General features: G+C 44.3%; 16 protein-coding genes and 1 tRNA gene. 15 read left to right on the forward strand and 2 right to left on the reverse strand.

Translation table 11 applies throughout. From position 1 onward, the window contains the following. Positions 1-6 precede the first annotated feature (6 nt). The 8 genes from mnmE to C558_RS0100110 all read left to right on the forward strand — a co-directional run bounded on the left by mnmE (position 7) and on the right by C558_RS0100110 (position 8,824). Positions 7-1,383: a tRNA uridine-5-carboxymethylaminomethyl(34) synthesis GTPase MnmE gene (mnmE, locus tag C558_RS0100070; RefSeq protein WP_018754155.1), complete on the forward strand. Its 1,377-nt coding sequence runs from the start codon at positions 7-9 to the stop codon at positions 1,381-1,383. Between the two features lie 16 nt (positions 1,384-1,399). Next, complete coding sequence (mnmG, locus tag C558_RS0100075; protein WP_018754156.1) at positions 1,400-3,289, forward strand: tRNA uridine-5-carboxymethylaminomethyl(34) synthesis enzyme MnmG; 1,890 nt, start codon at positions 1,400-1,402, stop codon at positions 3,287-3,289. A gap of 3 nt (positions 3,290-3,292) precedes the next feature. Further along, positions 3,293-4,015 (forward strand): 16S rRNA (guanine(527)-N(7))-methyltransferase RsmG, encoded by a 723-nt coding sequence (rsmG, locus tag C558_RS0100080; protein ID WP_018754157.1) that lies wholly within the window; start codon positions 3,293-3,295, stop codon positions 4,013-4,015. 529 nt (positions 4,016-4,544) lie between these two features. After that, positions 4,545-5,366 (forward strand): nucleoid occlusion protein, encoded by an 822-nt coding sequence (gene noc / locus C558_RS0100090; RefSeq protein WP_018754159.1) that lies wholly within the window; start codon positions 4,545-4,547, stop codon positions 5,364-5,366. A 68-nt stretch (positions 5,367-5,434) separates the two neighbouring features. Beyond that, the gene (locus C558_RS0100095; protein ID WP_018754160.1) at positions 5,435-6,196 is read left to right on the forward strand and encodes a ParA family protein; all 762 of its coding nucleotides are present in this window, start codon (positions 5,435-5,437) and stop codon (positions 6,194-6,196) included. Continuing rightward, positions 6,189-7,031: a ParB/RepB/Spo0J family partition protein gene (locus C558_RS0100100; protein ID WP_018754161.1), complete on the forward strand. Its 843-nt coding sequence runs from the start codon at positions 6,189-6,191 to the stop codon at positions 7,029-7,031. The genes C558_RS0100095 and C558_RS0100100 overlap by 8 nt, the downstream gene beginning before the upstream one ends. A gap of 140 nt (positions 7,032-7,171) precedes the next feature. Next, positions 7,172-8,314, forward strand: a complete 1,143-nt coding sequence (locus C558_RS0100105; RefSeq protein WP_040674181.1) for an aminotransferase class V-fold PLP-dependent enzyme — start codon at positions 7,172-7,174, stop codon at positions 8,312-8,314. Positions 8,315-8,329: 15 nt separating this feature from the next. After that, on the forward strand, positions 8,330-8,824 hold the full coding sequence (locus C558_RS0100110) for a DUF4446 family protein (RefSeq protein ID WP_018754163.1): 495 nt from the start codon (positions 8,330-8,332) through the stop codon (positions 8,822-8,824). On the opposite strand, the gene yyaC is transcribed toward C558_RS0100110, so the two are convergent. Beyond that, positions 8,799-9,404: a spore protease YyaC gene (gene yyaC / locus C558_RS0100115; protein WP_018754164.1), complete on the reverse strand. Its 606-nt coding sequence runs from the start codon at positions 9,402-9,404 to the stop codon at positions 8,799-8,801. The two genes, C558_RS0100110 and yyaC, sit on opposite strands and share 26 nt — an antisense overlap. Before the next feature lie 112 nt (positions 9,405-9,516). On the opposite strand from yyaC, the gene C558_RS0100120 reads away from it, so the two are divergent. The 5 genes from C558_RS0100120 to C558_RS0100140 all read left to right on the forward strand — a co-directional run bounded on the left by C558_RS0100120 (position 9,517) and on the right by C558_RS0100140 (position 12,468). After that, on the forward strand, positions 9,517-9,768 hold the full coding sequence (locus C558_RS0100120; RefSeq protein ID WP_018754165.1) for a putative Se/S carrier protein: 252 nt from the start codon (positions 9,517-9,519) through the stop codon (positions 9,766-9,768). 24 nt (positions 9,769-9,792) lie between these two features. After that, positions 9,793-10,707, forward strand: a complete 915-nt coding sequence (locus tag C558_RS0100125) for a mechanosensitive ion channel family protein (RefSeq protein ID WP_018754166.1) — start codon at positions 9,793-9,795, stop codon at positions 10,705-10,707. Between the two features lie 3 nt (positions 10,708-10,710). Further along, on the forward strand, positions 10,711-10,929 hold the full coding sequence (locus C558_RS0100130) for a DUF951 domain-containing protein (protein ID WP_018754167.1): 219 nt from the start codon (positions 10,711-10,713) through the stop codon (positions 10,927-10,929). A gap of 59 nt (positions 10,930-10,988) precedes the next feature. Continuing rightward, positions 10,989-11,079, forward strand: a tRNA-Ser gene (locus tag C558_RS0100135). Positions 11,080-11,211: 132 nt separating this feature from the next. Further along, on the forward strand, positions 11,212-12,468 hold the full coding sequence (locus C558_RS0100140) for an alpha-L-fucosidase (protein WP_018754168.1): 1,257 nt from the start codon (positions 11,212-11,214) through the stop codon (positions 12,466-12,468). A 41-nt stretch (positions 12,469-12,509) separates the two neighbouring features. Here C558_RS0100140 and C558_RS0100145 read toward each other — a convergent pair whose 3' ends face one another. Continuing rightward, on the reverse strand, positions 12,510-13,172 hold the full coding sequence (locus C558_RS0100145) for an HAD family hydrolase (RefSeq protein ID WP_018754169.1): 663 nt from the start codon (positions 13,170-13,172) through the stop codon (positions 12,510-12,512). A gap of 280 nt (positions 13,173-13,452) precedes the next feature. Between C558_RS0100145 and C558_RS0100150 the strand changes: the two genes are divergently transcribed. Next, positions 13,453-14,010: a C40 family peptidase gene (locus tag C558_RS0100150; protein WP_018754170.1), complete on the forward strand. Its 558-nt coding sequence runs from the start codon at positions 13,453-13,455 to the stop codon at positions 14,008-14,010. Positions 14,011-14,156: 146 nt separating this feature from the next. Continuing rightward, on the forward strand, positions 14,157-14,735 hold the full coding sequence (locus C558_RS0100155; RefSeq protein WP_018754171.1) for a TetR/AcrR family transcriptional regulator: 579 nt from the start codon (positions 14,157-14,159) through the stop codon (positions 14,733-14,735). Positions 14,736-14,758: the final 23 nt, after the last annotated feature.

Consider the following 14,758-nt stretch of genomic DNA (forward strand, 5'->3'; position numbering starts at 1 on the left):
GTTAGCATGATCAATGATACGATAGCAGCCATTGCAACAGCCGTAGGTGAGGGGAGTGTTGCGATTGTTCGCGTGAGCGGTCCAGAATCGGTCGCGATTGTCGAATCGATATTTGCCGCGAAAAATAAATTAACGCAAGTGGATTCCCATACGGTTCACTATGGATATATTGTTAACCCGAATACGCGTGAGAAAATGGAAGAAGTGCTCGTTACCGTAATGCGTGCGCCGCGTTCCTTTACGATGGAAGATGTCGTTGAGATTAGTACACATGGCGGCGTAATCGCAGTCAAAAGAGTGATGGACATCTTGCTGCAGCAGAATGTTCGTCTGGCTGAGCCCGGTGAATTCACAAAGCGTGCCTTCCTGAATGGACGGATTGACTTATCTCAAGCCGAAGCCGTCATTGACTTAATACGTTCTAAATCAGAACGTGCGTTCTCATCAGCGTTCAAGCAAGTGCAAGGAAATTTGTCGAAAGAGATTGAAGCCCAAAGGTATACATTGCTTGAGACGATGGCGCATATTGAAGTGAATATTGATTATCCAGAACATGATGTCGAATCGCTGACGAGTGCATTTATTCGTGAGAAATGTTCACAGGTAATGGAGAGTATCGAGAAGTTGTTAAGAACGGCGAATGAAGGCAAAATATTAAGGGAAGGGATCGTAACGGCGATTGTCGGACGTCCGAATGTCGGTAAATCTTCCTTATTAAATGCATTAGCCAAAGAGAGCAAGGCAATTGTTACGGATATTCCTGGGACAACGCGTGATGTGATTGAGGAATTCATTACGATTAATGGTATTCCGCTAAAGTTATTAGATACAGCGGGTATTCGCGAAACAGCGGATGTCGTCGAGCAAATTGGTGTCGAGCGCTCGAAATCTGCGCTTGAGGATGCGGATCTTGTCGTTTTGGTGCTGAATCAGAATGAGCCACTGCATGCCGATGACTTGCAACTGATGGAGCAAATCAAGAGTAGACAAGTGATTGTCGTACTGAATAAAATGGATTTACCACGGCAACTCGAGCTGCGTCAGATTGAAGAGATGTTCGAATCGGATCGGATTGTGAAGATGTCGGTTAAAGAGCAAGAGGGACTGGATGCATTAGAGGCAGCCATTGCTGGTATCTTCTTCAGCGGCGGTATTGAATCGAATGATCTGACCTATGTGAGCAATGTTCGACATATTGCATTGCTGAAAAAGGCCATTGTGTCACTTCAAGATGCGATTGGGGCAACGGAAGAGCATATTCCGATTGATTTGATCCAGATTGATGTCAGAGCGGCGTGGGAACAGTTAGGTGAAATTATTGGCGATGCAGTAGGCGATTCGCTGATTGATCAAATATTTAGTCAATTCTGTCTAGGTAAGTAATAAGGAGGATCGGAAAATGGGCTATTTAGCTGGGGAATATGATGTGATTGTCATCGGTGCAGGGCATGCAGGCGTTGAAGCTGCACTCGCATCTGCAAGGATGGGATGTGAGACTTTACTGCTCACAATCAATTTAGATATGGTGGCGTTTATGCCGTGTAATCCATCGATTGGTGGTCCGGCTAAAGGCCATGTCGTGCGTGAAATCGATGCCCTTGGGGGAGAGATGGGTCGCAATATCGATAAGACGTTCATTCAGATGCGAATGCTGAATACAGGGAAGGGACCGGCTGTTCATGCTCTTCGGGCGCAAGCTGATAAATTCCTGTATCAACATGAGATGAAGAAGACGATCGAAGAGACGGCGCATTTGACACTTCGCCAAGGGATGGTAGAAGAGCTTATTGTTGAGGATGGCAAATGTGTAGGTGCTGTAACGAAGACAGGTGCGCAGTATCGTGCGAAGGCTGTTGTCTTAACGACAGGGACATATCTACGCGGTAAGATCATCATGGGAGAACTGATGTATGAGAGCGGACCAAATAACCAACAGCCATCGGTTAGATTGTCTGAATCGCTTCGTGAGTTAGGACTACAGTTGGTTCGATTCAAAACAGGAACACCACCGCGTGTTCATAAAGATACGATTGACTTCTCCAAGACCGAAATTCAACCTGGTGATGAGAATCCGAAGTTCTTCTCCTTCGAGACGATTTCATCGAGCAATGAACAGCTCCCTTGTTGGTTGACGTACACATCATCTGCGACGCATCAGGTTATTAATGATAACTTGCACCGTGCTCCAATGTTCTCAGGTGCGATTGAAGGGACAGGGCCACGTTATTGCCCTTCTATTGAAGATAAAATTGTTCGGTTCAGCGATAAGCCAAAACATCAAATTTTCTTAGAGCCAGAAGGTAAAAATACATCGGAGTATTATGTACAGGGACTCTCTACTAGTATGCCAGAAGATGTACAATTGCAAATTCTTCGTTCGATTCCTGGTCTCGAGAAAGTCGATATGATGCGTACAGGGTATGCGATCGAATATGATGCTGTTGTGCCTACACAGCTTTATCCTTCTTTGGAGACGAAGCTGGTGCCTGGACTATTCACAGCGGGACAAATTAACGGAACATCAGGGTATGAGGAAGCGGCAGGACAAGGAATTATGGCCGGAATTAATGCTGCTCGTAAAGTACAAGGCAAAGAAGCTGTCGTGTTAGATCGATCCCAAGGGTACATTGGCGTACTTATTGATGATTTGGTAACGAAGGGTACGAGCGAGCCTTATCGATTGCTGACATCTCGTGCAGAATATCGTCTATTATTGCGCCATGACAATGCGGATCTTAGACTTACACCAATAGGGCATGAGATTGGTCTGATCACAGAAGAACGATATGTGAAATTTATGCATAAGAAGGAAATGGTCGAGCTAGAAATTGAGCGACTTCGCACGACGAAGATTCGCCCAGACGAGCAAGTGCAAGCGATGCTTGCTTCGGTTGGATCAGCACCTTTAACGAATGGGGTGGACATTCTGACATTGCTTCGTCGTCCTGAAGTGACTTATGCACATATCGAACCGATTTCACCATCTTCGCATGAATTATCACAAGAAATGAAAGAGCAAGTAGAAATTCAAATTAAATATTCGGGTTATATTGAGAAGCAATTACTACAAGTTGAACGTCTTCAGAAGATGGAGAAGAAGAAAATCCCGGATGATATTGATTACACCGACATTCATGGAATCGCGACAGAAGCGAAGCAGAAGCTGAACAAAATCCGTCCGATTTCCATCGGGCAGGCTTCACGGATTTCCGGCGTAACACCAGCAGACATTTCAATTCTGCTCGTATACTTGGAACACTATAACCGCGTAACAGCATCGAGAGGATAAATTATGGATCACATTCAAACTGTGTTTGCAGAACGGTTGGCGAAATATGATATTTCGCTGACCGAGCAACAACTCAATCAATTTGAGATTTATTTGAGAGAATTGGTCTCTTGGAATGAGAAAATGAATTTAACGGGTATTACAGAAAGAGAACAGGTCTACACGAAGCATTTCTACGACTCTGTATCGCTTTCTTTCTTTTTGAATATGAAGGAGATAACGACAGTCGCAGATATTGGTTCTGGTGCAGGGTTTCCGAGCATTCCTCTAAAAATCTGTTTTCCGCATTTAAAAGTTACGATTGTAGATTCGTTGAACAAGCGCATTCAATTTCTGAATCATTTAGCTGAGCAGCTCGGATTCTCCGATGTGCAATGCATCCATGGACGTGCAGAGGATGTTGCTCGACAATTCAAATATCGTGATCAATTCGATCTCGTAACGGCACGTGCGGTTGCTCGTCTTGCAGTATTGAACGAATTTTGTCTTCCATTTGTAAGAGTTGGGGGGACCTTCGCAGCAATGAAGGGAACAGATCTGACAGATGAAATTAAGGAAGCTGCACGAAGCTTCAAAGAGTTGAAGGGCAGCGTTAATCGGGTTGAACATTTCAAACTCCCTGTAGAAGATTCAGATCGTCATATCGTTATCGTCGATAAGAAAGGCCCAACCTCAGCCAAATATCCTCGCAAAGCAGGAACGCCTTTAAAAAGTCCGCTCGTATAAATTTTCCGCAGCATAAGGAAAGAGATGTTTCACGTGGAACATTTCATGAAAATGTTGCTTCACGCCAAATGTCTGGCAGGAAAACGCGATAGAACTGGAGAATATATAGTAATAGAAGTAATTTGCTAGAAGAACCAACCTTGTCGTACTTCTAGGGACGTTAACCATGTGAGGCTATTCAGCTATGAAAAGCCTCATTCTCTTAATTTCTATTTTTTATGAATTGAATATCGAAACGAATGCACGGATTTTGTTCATTGGCGAAAACATTTTTGCGGTTGGATAGACATGCTGAAGTTTCTACTGGATCATGGTTTAGGTACATCGAGAGGCAAATGGATTGAAACGTAGCGGCGCTACTATTCCATGGAGTGAAGTGCGTGAGCTGTTTTTTCATGTGTTCTCTGAACGCAAGAATCCATCAGAACATTCATAGATTGATAGGGTAGAATCAACAAAACAGTGCCTGTTAGTTATCGTTCTGATTGCCATTCGAGTGCGATTATGAATTTAGGTGGTATCATACGAAATGAAAGAACAATTGTCTAAACTATTTGGAATCGCAGAAAAAAATAATCAGGATGAGATCAAGCAAATCCCGGTTGCGGAGATTGTTACAAGTCCTTATCAACCACGGACAATTTTTGACGATGAAAAAATCGATGAACTATGTCAGACGATCAAAACACATGGCGTCATTCAACCGATTGTTGTTCGTATGCGCAATGGGAAGTATGAGATTATTGCGGGGGAACGTCGTTGGCGGGCGGTTACGCGTCTTGGCCTGGATACGATTCCTGCAATTGTTCGCGAGTTCAATGACTCCCAAGCGGCGTCAATCGCCTTAATCGAGAACTTACAACGTGAAGGTTTAACTTCGATTGAAGAAGCGGTAGCGTATCAGAAATTAATGGATTTACATAGTCTAACGCAAGAGAGCTTGGCTCAGCGTCTGGGTAAGAGCCAATCGACCATTGCGAATAAAATTCGTCTATTAAATTTACCTGAATCTGTGAAATTGGCACTGATGGAACGTCAAATTACGGAGCGTCATGCAAGAGCGCTGCTCTCACTTGATTCGGAAGAACTGCAATTAAAGGTATTGAATGATATAATAACAAAAGAACTAAATGTAAAACAGACGGAAGCTCGCGTTGCCTTCTATAAAGAAGCGATGCAGCCAAAGAACAAGTCCAAACGTATTTCATTCACGAAAGATGTACGTCTTGCTCTGAATACAATTCGTCAATCGATTGAGATGGTGTCCGGTACAGGGATGCAGATTAAAACCGATGAGAAAGATCATGAAGACCATTACGAGATTGTCATTAAAATTCCAAAAAGATCATAAAGAAGCTTCACGGTTCAGTGGTAGCGATGACTGCTGTCTTCTTGTTGATAAATTTGAGGTGAGAATGAGTGTCTAAAATCATAGCTGTAACCAACCAAAAGGGGGGCGTTGGTAAAACAACGACTTCTGTTAATTTATCAGCTGCACTTGCCACGCTCGGCAAACGAGTCTTATTGGTTGACATCGATCCGCAGGGGAATACAACAAGCGGTATCGGTGTGAATAAAGCAGACGTTACGAATTGCGTCTATGACGTAATAATTAATGATGTGCATCCGAAGGATGCGATTCTTCCAACTCAAATTCCAGGACTAAGCATTCTGCCGGCAACGATTCAACTAGCAGGTGCAGAAATTGAATTGGTTCCTACGATATCTCGTGAGGTTCGTCTTAAGAAGTCGCTTCACCTGGTGAAGCATATGTTCGATTATATTATTATTGATTGTCCGCCATCGCTCGGAATCCTAACGATCAATTCACTAACAGCGGCAGATTCGGTCATTATCCCGATTCAATGTGAATATTATGCGTTAGAAGGATTGAGTCAACTGCTGAATACGGTGCGGCTCGTTCAGAAACATTTAAATACGTCCTTGCAAATTGAAGGTGTCCTACTTACGATGTTCGATGCTCGAACCAATTTAGGCATTCAAGTGATTGAAGAGGTCAAAAAATATTTCCAGCAAAAAGTATATCAAACCGTTATTCCTCGCAACGTAAGGCTGAGTGAAGCCCCTTCGCATGGCGAGTCAATTATTACGTATGATCCGAGATCGAAAGGTGCGGAAGTGTACTTGGAACTTGCAAAGGAAGTGATATCAAGTGAATAAACGTCTAGGTAAAGGGTTGGATGCACTTATTCCATCATTGTCTATTCATGAAGATGACAAAGTAATCGAAATTATGTTAGGTCAATTACGTCCCAACCCGTATCAGCCGCGCAAGACATTTGATGAAGCTTCGATTCAAGAATTAGCCGAATCGATTAAGCAGCATGGTGTTATTCAACCGATTATTGTTCGTAGTGTATTGAAGGGTTTTGAGATCATTGCAGGGGAACGTCGTTTCCGTGCTTCGCAATTATGCGGGAATGCTACAATTCCAGCGGTTGTTCGTAACTTTAATGACCAACAAGTGATGGAAATTGCGTTGATCGAGAATCTCCAACGTGAGAATCTGAATGCCATTGAGGTTGCGGTTGCGTACCAAGGATTAATGGATCAATTCTCCTTAACGCAAGAGGAGCTATCGATGAAGGTTGGTAAGTCACGTTCACATATCGCAAATTTTTTGCGGTTACTGCAGCTCCCTGAAGAAGTAAAGGATTATGTTTCACGTGGAACATTATCGATGGGACATGCTCGTGCAATAGCCGGGGTCAAAGATGTCGGCAAGGTGAAAGAATTAGCCAAACTTACCATTAGCAATGAATGGAGTGTCCGGGAATTAGAGGAAGCCATTCAGAACCTAAGCGCGAATACAACGGCGGTTAAGGAAAAGGCGAAGGCAAAAAAACGCGATCCATACATTCATCAAGTAGAAGAATCCTTACGAGAGCGATTCAAAACAACAGTCAAAATTAAGGCGAACAAAGATAAAGGTAAGATTGAACTAGCCTATTATAGTCAGCAAGATTTGGAACGGTTGTTAGAGTTGTTGGGCTAATGAATTAAGAATAAATGTTGCCAAGTAGCATGCCATTGAATTCTTCTGTGTGAAGGATTACACTAAGGTATGCTATTCTTTTTTTAGGGGAAAGAGGGGTGCGATTCTTGGAAGACTCAGTGCAACAACGCGTCATATATATGGACCATGCAGCAACATCATGGCCGAAGCCCGATCAGGTCGTCGAAGCTATGCGCAGTACTATGCTTATGTATGGTGCCAATCCAGGTCGGGGCAGTCATTCAATGGCGGTTCAAGCTAGTCGAGTGATCTTTCAGACAAGAAGAAATCTAGCAAAATTATTCGGGATTCGAAACCCGAATGATATCGCGTTTACGATGAATACGACGATGGCACTTAATATGGCGATCCAGGGTGTGTTATCATCCGGAGATCATGTGATCGCAACGTCCATCGAACATAATTCGGTACGAAGACCCTTGGAGTATTTGAGACGTACGCGTGGGATAGAAGTAACGTATATCGAGACAGACACTGCAGGTAATCTGGATATGGCGAAGTTTAGAGAGTCATTCCAGCTACATACGAAACTTGTTATCTGTAGCCATAGTTCGAACCTGCTTGGGACGATTTTACCTATTGAAGAAATAGGACAATTCACACGAACTCAAGGTGCGTTCCTGCTTGTAGATGCTGCGCAGTCAGCTGGTATTCTGCCTATCGATGTAGAACGCATGGGAATCGATTTACTGGCCTTCCCAGGGCACAAAGGGCTTCTGGGTCCTCAAGGGACTGGCGGACTCTATATCGCCTCTCACGTCGATCTGGAACCGCTCATGCGAGGGGGGACAGGTAGCCGTTCGGAAGACATGGAGCAGCCACTGGTACGACCGGATCGTTACGAGGCAGGAACACCGAATACGGTAGGGATTGCAGGATTAAATGAAGGGGTCAAATTAATTCTGAATGAGACCGTCGAAAAAATTCATACTAAAGAATGGTTGTTGACGAGGCTGCTGATGGAGGGATTAGAAACTCTTGAGGGTATCCAATTGTTAGGACCACCCAAGAATCAGCCACGGACGGGAATTGTCTCCTTTATTATTGAAGGCATAGATGCATCACAGCTCGCTTTTCGTCTGGATCGCGAATATGGGATTGCAGTCAGATCAGGTATGCATTGCACACCATTAGCGCATGCATCAGCTGGAACACTGGCTAGCGGAGCTGTACGTGCTAGTGTGGGTTATACAACAACAGAAGAAGATGTTTATGCCGTGATAACGGCAGTAAGACAGATCATTGAGGATTTTGCACGGTAGGGGAGAACAGATGAGATGGACACGATGATGTTAGAACAAATGCAGTGGATTATTATGGGTGTAATGGCTTTACTCATGATCATCGTATTGATCATGTTTATTGTCCAGGCTGTGAAGCTGAAGCGGTTAAGACGGAAGTATGATCTCATGATGGAAGGCACAGGTGTGAATGGACTTGAGGATGTCATCATTGAGATGAAAGAACATATTTATGCATTACGCGAAGGTCAAATAGAACATTCGAATCAAGTGAATGGGATCCATCAGCAAATGAAGAAGATGAAATCCAATGTTGGATTTCTACGATACAATCCTTTTCAAGGTCATGGCGCAGACCTCAGCTTCTCCTTAGCGATTGTGAACGATGAACAAGATGGAATTATCCTCAGTGGTCTCCATAGCCGTGATAATACGTATTTGTATGCCAAGCCTGTGGAGCAAGGTGAATCGAAATATCCTTTATCTTCTGAAGAGATGGAGGCACTTAATCTCGCCCAGCGTAAGAGTTAAGCCGATGATGCCATTGTTTGACGGCCATATATAAGCTGTTCGCAATAATGTCCGATAGCTTCATGACGAGGCTCAGGCGGGTATTCTGCAGGACGAAGTATTCCATAAAGCCGCCTACATTGACGATCCCTGTAATGTGCATATCGCCGACAGGCGGCAATTGTTTGTGTACACCTGCACCAGGCCGAACAGGTCCAGAAGCGACTTGGATATTCCCAACGCTGCTCGTCTGGCCGAGGCATGCGTCAATACCGATAATGAACGGATTCTTGACAGAGGATTCGATGTGTTGTAATGTATCGCTTAAATTCACGGCATGAACCGGATGATCGAGCGTCCCATAGATCTCGAATAGAGGGCTGTTGAACTTCGAGAGCGCGGAACCGACGAGAGGTCCTAGACAGTCTCCTGTTGAACGATCTGTACCCACACATACAACCGTAATCGTACTCTCAGCAGGAATGGGTGTCAGGAAATCTACTATTCTGTTCGTGACGGCTGCATGAATGTGAGATTCGGTATGCGCAATTTTGAGAGATGGTAGTTCTTTAATCCGGCTAGAATACAGGGGAAAGGACATATGGGGTTAACCTCCGTCTATGATTTGTATTCCTAGTATATGGATGGAAGAGCCAATTTATACTTCGAAGTGTAGAAGAATCCATTCTATATAGAGAGAGTGAGGCAGAATTATGGGGGCATGGATGTTGATTGCTTTTGATTCAACCCAGCAGGCATTACGTACGGAGATGCTCTTGGAGTTCTTAGATATTGAAATCGATATTTGTCCGACACCGAAGGAAATTACAGCAGGTTGTGCGTTATCGATTCATTTCCCTGCGCAAGAGGTTGAATTGGTGAAGAGGACAATTATAGATGAACGGGTGGAGATCCGGGGGATTTTTGAGCAGCATGAGAATGAATATGTGTTAGTGGAAATGTAGTACAATGGGATAGGGAGTGGTGTAGTGGCTTATTATGCGCTTGCCGAAGAGACAGGTGAGATCATCGAACAGAATCTGAATTGGTTCCAGAAGAAAATATGGGGGCCAATAACAAACCCAAATCTATGGGAGAATATGATGTGGGAGATCCTTAAGGTGATCCTTATCATTATCGTATGCCGCGTGTTGATTCGTGTTCTTCATAAGGCAATTAACCATCTGAGTATTAAAAAGGGCGATAACCGATTGCAATTCACACCGAGACGGATGATTACGATCGGTAAATTACTCAAAAATGTAACGACATATGTCATTAACTTCGTCATGATTCTCATGATTATTAGTGAGTGGAATATCGTAGATTTAAGACCTATTCTAGCGGGAGCAGGGGTACTCGGACTTGCGATTGGTTTCGGGGCACAGAGTCTCGTGAAAGATATCATTACAGGGTTCTTCATTATCTTCGAGGACCAGTTCGCCGTTGGTGATGTGATCGAAGTGAATACGCATCGGGGAACCGTTGAAGTGATCGGTCTACGCTCAACGCGCATCCAGAGCTGGACAGGGGAAGTTTTCATTATTCCAAATGGGATGATCAATGAGGTCACGAACTTTTCATTGCATAATTCCGTCGCATTTATCGATATTTCGGTCGCTTATGAAGAAAACATGGATGAAGCGATTGAGATTATGAAGAAGGCGATGCCTGAACTGAAGGAACGTAACTTGGATATGGTGAAAGTACCGGAAGTGCTCGGCGTGCAAATGATGAGCGCATCGGATGTGAAAATTCGGATTATTGCCGAGTGTAAACCATATACCCAAGCAGGTGTAGCACGATTTGTTAATATTGAAATGAAGCGGCTGCTCGATGCGCATGGCATTGAGATTCCATATCCGCGGATGGTGACGTATCACCGAGCTGAGAAGGAGGGATAGAGCGTGGAACGCAAACAATTCGAACTATGGGATGTCGTACAGATGAAGAAACCGCATCCGTGCGGAACCAATGAAATGGAGATTATTCGGATGGGGATGGATATCCGGGTCAAATGTGTCGGTTGTCAGCATAGTGTTCTCATCCCTAGACAGAAATTCGAGAAGAATATGAAGAAAGTCCTTCGAAATTCGAAGCACATCACACCTCCAACGGAAGGTTAAATTTTTGGGACAATCCTGTTGCAGAAAGCCTTGAAGTGTGATAGAATTAATTTTGCTGCGGAAAGGTACCCAAGAGGCCCAAGGGGGCTGACTCGAAATCAGCTAGGCGTCGCAAGGCGTGCGTGGGTTCGAATCCCACTCTTTCCGCCACCTTCATACAATAAGCATAACCTCTCTACTACGGTAGGGAGGTTTTTTGTTGTTTATAATCCAAAGAGGAACTATTTTCCTGAAAGCGCGTACATACAGGTGCAAACCATAAGTTCAAGAGGAGAGGTTTCAATGTTGAGTAAAACGACCGTTGTACCTAGCGTCAAACAACTGCAGTTTCAAGATTGGGAATTTGGATTATTTCTTCACTTTGGTCTTCGGACATTCTACGAGGGGTATGTGGATTTCGATGCAAGGGCGATGACACCAGAAGCTTTCATGCCGACAGGTCTGGACTGCGATCAGTGGATTCGGAATGCGAAGGAAGCGGGAATGGAATACGCCGTGCTGACGGCCAAACATCATGATGGATTCTCGAACTGGCCTTCGAAATATACGAAGTTCTCGGTTGAATTTTCACCATGGAAAAATGGACAAGGGGATGTCGTGCGTGAATTCGTCGAGGCATGCCGTAAATATGATGTGAAGCCAGGTCTTTATTATTCACCTTTCGATGGTTCAGCGGATTTCTATACGCAGGATGCGAAGGCATACGATGATTACTTCGTGAATCAGATCACGGAGCTGCTCGGTGATTATGGCGATATCGATATTCTATGGTTCGATGGCTGTGGATCGGAAGGACATGAATATGATTGGCCGCGGATTATCCGAGAAATTCGCCGTCTAAAGCCGAATATTCTCATCTTTAACATCGGGGATCCTGATTTCCGGTGGATTGGTAACGAAGACGGCATTGCACCAATCCCTACGTGGAATGTGACGGATTCCGTTGAATGGTCTATCCTCTCGGATAAGGAAGATGAACTTGGTGGCCAACTCTGGCTGCCGGCTGAATGTGATGTACAGCTTCGTTCCACTTGGTTCTATAGTGATCAGAATGAAGACACATTGAAATCGCTCGATGAGCTAATGGGGCTCTATTATCATTCCGTGGGTAGAGGGACCAATCTCCTGTTGAACATCGGTCCAGACCGCGAAGGTCTGCTACCAGCGATTGATGTTGAGAGGCTGGAGCAAATGGGTGATGAGGTTCGTCGTCGATTTGGTCAACCGATTGCAAATACTTCTGCTTTTGTAGAAGAGAAGCCGGGTACTTGGGTCTATCAGACAGATTCACCACATCTGATCGATCATGTTGTACTGCAGGAGAACTTGGAGCAGGGGGAGCGGGTTCGTCGATTTACGGTCTCCATCATCTCCAAAAAGACGCATAAGCAGGTACAGGTCTATGAAGGAATCAATATGGGGCATAAAGCCATCATTCGTATCCCATCTGTATATGTCCGTGGTGTCATCATCGAGGTGACGGAGAGCGAGGGAACACCGATCTTACGAGAGGCTTCATTGCACTATACAGGAGAATAAAAAAGAGCCACCGCATTCGATTGCGGTGGCTTTGTTCGTTGTTATGAGATTAAGTGTAATAGTTCATCAAAGGTCGTAATGATGGCGTCAGCGCCTTCTAATTCACCAGACTTGCGGAAACCTGCATAATCGCAGCCAATGGCTGTAATCTGATTTTTTTTACCGGCTTCAATATCGGAAGAACGATCTCCGACCATCCATGCCGTAGGGACCTGATGGTTCTCAAGAAGAATGCGCACCAAATCGACTTTCGTCGCGGTTTGGTATTCACCGGCACTGTACAGACCTTCAAAGAGATGATCAATGCCCATATAGCGCGTCACATCCTTGACATAGCCTTCTAGACCGTTGCTGCCGACAAATAGACGTATTCCTTGGTCCTTAAGTGACTGAAGCGTCTCTGCTACGCCAGCATAGAGCTTCCCTTGACCACGGTCCAACAAATCATTTTCATATTCGTGCATGAGTACATTCGCGCGTTCTCTCACTTCGAAGGAAGCATTCGGCATGAGGCGTTCCCATATATGTTCAAGGAGCATGCCTAGGCAGCCCAGAATTTCTTGATCGCCGGGTACGTCGCCATGATATAGATCCTCTTCACGAAGTTTAGCGTATGTAAGACGAAATGCTTCAATAACGATCGTCTCTGTTTGAAATAACGTGCCATCGAGGTCAAATATCATTGCTGCAGGTTTCTGTAACATTTTTGTATCCTCCGTTATCTAGGTTTTCTATAGTCATAACATAATTGAAACGGAAGTACAACCAAGGTGGGGCCTAGCTTTGCCGTGTCAAGAGTGAAATAATTAAGAAATTTTCATCGTTTTTTAATAATGATAAGGAATGTGTTGTGCAGCTTAGGGTTAATAAAACGGTGGTACATCATGGAAAAGAGTTCTATGTTACAGTAGGCATGTAGTTAACGACGGACATTCAAGTTTTACAAAAATAAAATATTGTGCAGACGAAGAGGAGGAACTAAACATGAAGAATCCAACGAACAAACGTATTCATAAAACAGCGGTTGCTATGATGCTCAGTCTTTCGATTACTTTGTCGGCAGGGCTATTCATCCCAGCTCCATCCGCACAAGCAGCTCCATCCGCACAAGCAGCTCCTACGACGAATAGCTACTCAATTGCCATGGCAATTATGAACACAGGAGAGCAATTCCTAGGTGTTCCTTATAAATTTAGTGCTAAAGCAGGAAGAACGGATCAGTTCGATTGCTCGTCTTTCACGCAATATGTATTTAAGCAGAATGGCATTGATCTTCCGCGATCTTCTCGTGATCAAGCTAAGGTAGGTACGCCCGTAGCGAAGAGTGACCTCCAGGCAGGGGATTTGGTATTCTCGGATACGAATCATGATGGCAAGATCAATCATGTAAGTATTTATATGGGTGACGGTCGATTGCTTCATACGTATCGAGTAGGCATTGGCGTTGCGATTTCCAATTTTGAAGGCAGTACATGGGATAAGACTTTCGTTACCGCACGCCGTGTCATTCAGGACAATACGAACTTGAATTCCAATAACTAGAAATTAGATCAGCCCTGTGTTCATTTAAATGGATACAGGGCTTTATTCATGTCTTCAATAAGAGGAACAAACGTTTGACAGATGCAAACTTTCACCTATATTATATATAGACCGATTGGTATAATTCTGACCGAGGAGAAGGTTCGATGCGAGAAAAATCAAATACGCGAGATCACATTGTCGATATTGCGACTCGCTTGTTTTTTGTGCAAGGGTACCATGCCACTGGCATGAATCAAATCATTCAGGAAAGTCATGCACCAAAGGGATCACTTTATTATTATTTTCCGAATGGGAAAGAAGAACTGGCACAAGTTTGTATTGAACAACAGCGGAAGAGCACGACGGAAATATTGCAGCTTAACTTCGTGAAGTCGGATGATTTTGTCTCTGGTGTGCAGACATTCTTCTTAGGCCTTGCGAATGTAGTTGAGCGGCAGCAATTCCAAGGCGTGGCGCCAAGCTGCTTCTGGAACGCTGTCGAGACATCCTGTATTAGCAATCGATTGCGTGAAGCCTGCCAAGAAACGTTCGATACGTGGAAATTGGTCATGATCGAGCGGCTCAAGGAGGAAGGCTGCGAGGGAGAGCGCGCAGAATCGATCGCAATGGGCATTATCTCGTTATTGGAGGGATCTTTTGTGCTGGCACTGACTTATCGCAATACAGAGCCTTTAATCAATGCTGCAAAGATCATACCCCAGCTAACGAGTGAAGCAAACTAAAATAGAGAAAAAGATTGGGGATA

It is taken from the genome of Paenibacillus terrigena DSM 21567 (assembly GCF_000374845.1).
Taxonomy (GTDB): Bacteria; Bacillota; Bacilli; order Paenibacillales; family Paenibacillaceae; genus Paenibacillus_K; species Paenibacillus_K terrigena.